Genomic DNA, 5,672 nt, shown 5'->3' on the forward strand with positions numbered 1-5,672 from the left:
AACTCAAGGCCCAGCACGACCTGTTGATGGCCAACTTCTTCGCCCAGACCCAGGCCCTCGCCTTCGGCAAGACCGAGGAAGAGGTCCGCGAGGAGGGGGTGCCGGAAGAACTGGTCCCGCACAAGACCTTCCCGGGGAACCGCCCGACGACCTCCATCCTGGCGCCGGAGCTGACCCCCTCCGTGCTGGGGCAGCTCATCGCGCTGTACGAGCACAAGGTGTTCGTGCAGGGCGCGGTCTGGAACATCGACTCCTTCGACCAGTGGGGCGTCGAGCTGGGCAAGGTGCTCGCCAAGCGCATCGAACCCGCCCTCACCGAAGGCGCCGAGGTGCCCGGCCTCGACCCGTCGACGCGGGCGCTGGTCGCCGAGTACCGGAAGATGGGCGGCTGACCCATTCGTGAGGCGGGCGCGGCCGGTTCGGGCCGCCGCGCCCGCCCCCGGAAGAGTCGGGCGCCACCGGTCAAGCGGAGACACGCCGACCGCGCAAGAGTTCCCCGGTAATTTCACAACAGATCCATATCGGGTTGTCGATCTTCGGTGTGGTGGCGGAAGGCAGCTGATAGGGAGATACCTCCAGGGGGGCCGGAGAGGGTGGTCATCCCTGCGCAGCTCCGGGAGGTACCCACTACATGGCCCATCAGCCGCACACCCTGTTGAAGGCCGTGCTCGACGGATGGCGGAACTCTCTGCTGGACATGGGCGGCCGCAACCGGCTGCTGAACTTCCGGCACACCAGGACCGCCACCCTGGAGATCACCGCACCGGAGCCGGCCGCCCTGCTCGCGGAGCTGGCCAAGGGCTGGGAGTTCGCCCCCGTCACCGAGCGGGAGGCCGGAGTGGAGCTGGCCAAGGCGGGCGACACCGGCTCCGCCCGGCGCTCCCGGCCCGGACTGGTCACCCAGAAGACCACCCAGGCCGCGCTGGACAGTTCGCTGTACCAACTCCGCCAGAAGTCCGGCCAGATGTTCAACGACTACGGCCTCTGGGTGCTCTGGCTCGGCATCGGCATGCTCGACTGGCGCGAGCCCGGCGCGCACGAGAGCAGCGCCGCCCCGCTCCTCCTCGTCCCCGTGGAGCTGCGCCGGGACGGCAATCGCCGTTACCGCCTCCACCCGGCCGAGGGGCAGGAGCGCATCCACAACCCGGCGCTCGCCGTGAAGGCGGACCGGCTCGGTGTCGACTGGTCGCCCGTCACCGGCACCGACGCCGCCGACCCGGCCGCCGTGCTCGCCGCCGCCCGGAAGGTCACCGCCCGGCTGGAGGGCTGGGACGTGCGGGACCGGGCGGTGCTCGGGCTGTTCGCCTCCCACCGCGAGGCGATGTATCAGGACCTCCAGCAGAACGAGGAGCAGATCCTCGCCCATCCGCTGGTCCGTGCCGTCGCTCTCGGCCCCGACGCCGGGCTCCCCGCCGACCTGGTCGACTTCGAGCCGCCCGGCCTCGACCGGATCGACGAGGTCCAGCTCCCCGAGCGCACCCCGCTCGTGCTCGACGCGGACGCCTCCCAGCGGCAGTGCGTGGCGGCCGCGCTGGACGGGCGGTCCTTCGTGATGAGCGGGCCGCCCGGCACCGGCAAGAGCCAGACCATCACCAACCTGATCGCCGCGCTCATGCACGCCGGCCGCAGTGTGCTGTTCGTCAGCGAGAAGGCCGCCGCGCTGGACGTGGTGCGCAACCGGCTGGGCGCGGTCGGTCTCGGGGACTTCGTGATGGCGCTGCACAGTGGCGACACCAGCAAGAAGGCGGTGGCCACCGAGCTCGCGCGGGTGCTCACCACCGAGGCCCGTGTCACCGGCGCCGCCGCCCACGAGCTGGAGCGCGCCCGCGCCCTGCGCGAGGAGCTGTCCGGCTACGCGGCGGCGATGAACGAGACCCGCGACCCCCTCGGCCGCACCCTGCACGACGTCCTGGGCCGGCTGGTCCTGCTGGAGCAGGCCGGGACGCCGCAGCTCCCGCTCGGCGCGCGCAACGCCAAGGCCGCGCGCACCCTGAGCGCCGCCGCGCTCCAGGAGTTGCTGGCCGCCGCCGGTACGGTCGCCCGTGCCTGGCGCCCCGCGGCCGAGGGGGACGCCTTCGCCTGGCGCGGTCTGACCGGCACCGCCCCGCACCAGGCCGTGCACGAGGCCGCCGACGCCCTCGGCGCCCTGGTCACCGTCGCCGGACGCCGTCCCTTCGCCGTCACCGTGGACGAGCCCCGCACGGTCCGCGAGCTCCAGCAGCTCGTCCGTACCCTCACCGCCGGGCTGCCCGGCACCACGGCACCGGCCGACGGCACGCTGCCCGACGACATCACGGCCCAGACCGCCCAGCTCGCCGACCTGTTCGGAATGCCGAAGCCGGACCGGCCCGAGGCCGCTTTCGCCCTGTGCGAGCTGGCCGGGCTCACCACCGCGGGACACCGCCCGCCGCGCGACTGGTTCGACGGCGGAACGCTGCGCCGCGCCCACACCGCCGCCGCGGAGCTGCGTAGCGCCCTTGACGCCGAGGAGCGGGCCCGCGCGGCCGCCGCCGACGTGTTCGGGGAACAGGTGCTCGCGGAGCCCGCACTCCCGGAACTGGTCACCCGGTTCGGGGAGCAGCACAAGGGGCTGATGGCCCGCTTCTCCGCGCAGTACAAGGCCGACCGGCAGCAGCTCACCGCCCTCACCCGCACCGGCACCTGGGACAAGGCCCTCCTCACCCGGCTGGACGACGCCCTCGCCTGGCACCGGGCCGCCGCCGAGGTCGCCCGGCTCACCGAGACCCACCGGGCACTCCTCGGCCCGTACACCCCGAGCACCCTGCCGGCCTGCGCCGACACCGACCGGGCCCTGGCCACCGCCGACCGTGTCGCGGTGCTGGGCGCCCCGGCGGAGCGGTCCGCCCTGCTGGCCGACCGCCTCGCCGCCGAAGCCGACCCCGACCCGCTGCCCACCCTGCTCGCGGACCAGATCCTGGGCGCCCTCGCCGCCTGGTGCGCCGCCGCCACCGCCCGATCCGCGCGCTGGAACGCGGCCGTCACCGAGCTTCTGGACCAGTTCGACACGGCCCGCCGCACCCAGCTCTCGCCCGCCCTGCTCGGCCCCCTCGACCAGGCCGGCCGGGCCGTCGACGCCCTGCTGGACGACCCGCAGGGACCCGAGGTCTGGCACACCCATGTCGGCGGGGTCGCCGTGCTCGCCCGGCACGGCGCCGACACGCTGGTGGCCAGTGCCGCCGAGCGCGGGATGGACCCGGAGCGGCTGCCCGAGGTGGCCGAACAGGCGGTGCTGCGGGCCTGGGCGGACGACCTGCTCGCGACCGATCCCCGGCTGCGCAGCACCCGTGCCGAGGACCTGGACACCCGTGTGGCCGACTTCCGGGCCGCCGACCTGCGCCTGGTCGCCGCGGCGGGCGGTGCGGTGACGGAGGCGTGCAACAAGCGGCGCCCGCGCAACTTCGCCGGGGGCGGCGGCGCCGTCATCGTCCGCGAGGCCGAGAAGAAGACCCGGCACATGCCGGTGCGTGAACTGCTGGGCCGCACCCGCGAGGTCGTCCAGGCGGTCAAGCCCTGCTTCATGATGAGCCCGCTGACCGTCAGCCAGTTCCTGCCGCCCGACTTCCACTTCGACGTGGTGGTGTTCGACGAGGCGTCCCAGGTGCGGCCGAGCGATGCCGTGAACTGCATCTACCGGGGCCGCACGCTCATCGTCGCCGGTGACGACAAGCAGCTCCCGCCGACCTCCTTCTTCGACTCCGCGGTGGACGACGACTCCGACGAGTACGCCGAGGACCTGCCCGACTCCTTCGAGTCCCTGCTGCACGCCTGCAAGGCGGGCGCGATGCGCGAGCTGCCCCTGCGCTGGCACTACCGCAGCCGCCACGAGAACCTGATCACCTTCAGCAACCGCGAGTTCTACGCCAACTCGATGATCACCTTCCCCGGCGCGGTGGCCGAGGGCGAGGACGTGGGCGTGGCGTTCCTGGCGGCCGACGGTGTCTACGACCGGGGCGGGCGCCGGGACAACCGGGCCGAGGCCGAGTTCGTGGCGCGGCGGGTGCTGCACCACTTCGACACCCGGCCCGGCAGGACCCTCGGTGTCGTCGCGCTGTCACAGGCGCAGGCGTCCGCGATCGACCTGGCCGTGCAGCAGGCCCGGCTGGCCCGGCCCGACCTCGACCACTGCTTCACCGAGGACCGGCTCGACGGGTTCTTCGTCAAGAACCTGGAGTCGGTGCAGGGCGACGAGCGCGATGTGATGATCATGTCGATCGGCTACGGCCCCGACGAACACGGCCGCCTCGGCCTCAACTTCGGCCCGATCAACAAGAACGGCGGCTGGCGGCGCCTCAACGTGGCGGTCACCCGCGCCCGCTTCCGCATGGAGGTCGTCTCCTCCTTCCGGGGCACCGGCCTGGCCGACAGCGCCAACGAAAGCGTGCAGTACCTCAAGCGCTATCTGGAGTACGCCGAGAACGGCCCCGCCGTCCTCGCCCGTGACGTGGTCCAGTCCGACGCCGAGCCCGACAGCCCCTTCGAGGAGTCCGTCCTCGCCGTGCTGCGCGGCTGGGGCTACCGGGTCCAGCCGCAGGTCGGCGTCGCCGGGTACCGCATCGACCTGGGCGTACGCCATCCCGAGCGGCCCGGCGCATACGCGCTCGGCATCGAGTGCGACGGCGCGATGTACCACTCGTCCAAGGCCGCCCGTGACCGGGACCGGCTGCGCGAGCAGGTGCTGGCCGGGCTCGGCTGGAAGCTGCACCGCATCTGGGGCACCGACTGGTACCGGGGCCGGGCGGCGGCCGAACGCCGGCTGCGCGAGGCCGTCGAACAGGCCGTCGCCGACGGCCCGTCGACCACGGTGACCGGCCCGGCGCCCGTCGCCACCGTGCCCGAGCAGCGCACCCGGTCCGTCGAGACCCCGCCGGAGCGCGTTCCCGTCGACCTCGGCACCGGGCGGGAGTGGAGCGCGCCGTACGCCCCTGGTGTCGTCACCGTCGCCCCGCGTCACGAACTGCACACCGCCGAGGCGCGGCCCGCGCTGCGCGAGGTGCTGGTCCGGATCGTCGGGGCCGAGGGCCCCGTCCACGAGGACCTGCTGGTGCAGCGGGCGCGGGAGGCCTGGGGCGTCGGCCGGGCCGGCAGCCGTATCCGGGACAACGTCCGCGCGGTCGCCGACGCCCTGGTGCGCTCGCGGACGATCGCCTCGGAGGACAGCTTCTACACGCTCGCGGACCCCGGCCCGCTGAAGGCCCGCCACCCCCGCGAGGGCGACACACCCCGCAAGGTCGTGCACATCGCGCCCGGCGAGCGCCATGTGGCGCTGTACGAGCTGGCCGCCGAGTGCCCCGGCATGACCGAGGACGAACTCATCAAGCAGACCTGTGAGTTCTTCGGCTGGCGGCGCACCGGCAAGGACATCCGGGACCGGCTCGCCGCCGACATCGCGGAACTCCGCGGCGCCGGACGGCTCCAGGGCGGTCCGGACCAGGTGAGCGCCGCCCGCTGACACACGAAAGGGGCGGCGGGGAATCCCCGCCGCCCCTTTCCCCGTGCTCAGCTCACGGTGAAGCCGGCGGATACATCGACCGCGGCAGGTCCGCCGCGGCCGCCGAGTCCAGCAGCCACAGCGTCCGCGCCCGGCCCTGGGCACCGGCCGCCGGGGCCTGCACCTCGCCCGCGCCGGACAGCGCGATCGCCACCGCCTCGGC

Annotated in this window: 1 protein-coding gene and 2 pseudogenes; 2 read left to right on the forward strand and 1 reads right to left on the reverse strand. The window is 73.8% G+C overall.

Annotated elements, in window-relative coordinates; genetic code table 11:
• Both GT030_RS14760 and GT030_RS14765 read left to right on the forward strand, forming a co-directional pair.
• Nucleotides 1–392 (forward strand): annotated as a pseudogene (locus GT030_RS14760) (glucose-6-phosphate isomerase); the annotation flags it as partial.
• Nucleotides 393–631: 239 nt separating this feature from the next.
• Complete coding sequence (locus GT030_RS14765) at nucleotides 632–5,470, forward strand: DUF3320 domain-containing protein (protein ID WP_161201504.1); 4,839 nt, start codon at nucleotides 632–634, stop codon at nucleotides 5,468–5,470.
• A gap of 52 nt (nucleotides 5,471–5,522) precedes the next feature.
• Here GT030_RS14765 and GT030_RS14770 read toward each other — a convergent pair.
• Nucleotides 5,523–5,672: pseudogene (locus tag GT030_RS14770) on the reverse strand (6-phosphogluconolactonase); the annotation flags it as partial.

Origin of the sequence: Streptomyces sp. SID1328 (assembly GCF_009865595.1) — a bacterium.
GTDB lineage: Bacteria > Actinomycetota > Actinomycetes > Streptomycetales > Streptomycetaceae > Streptomyces > Streptomyces griseoluteus.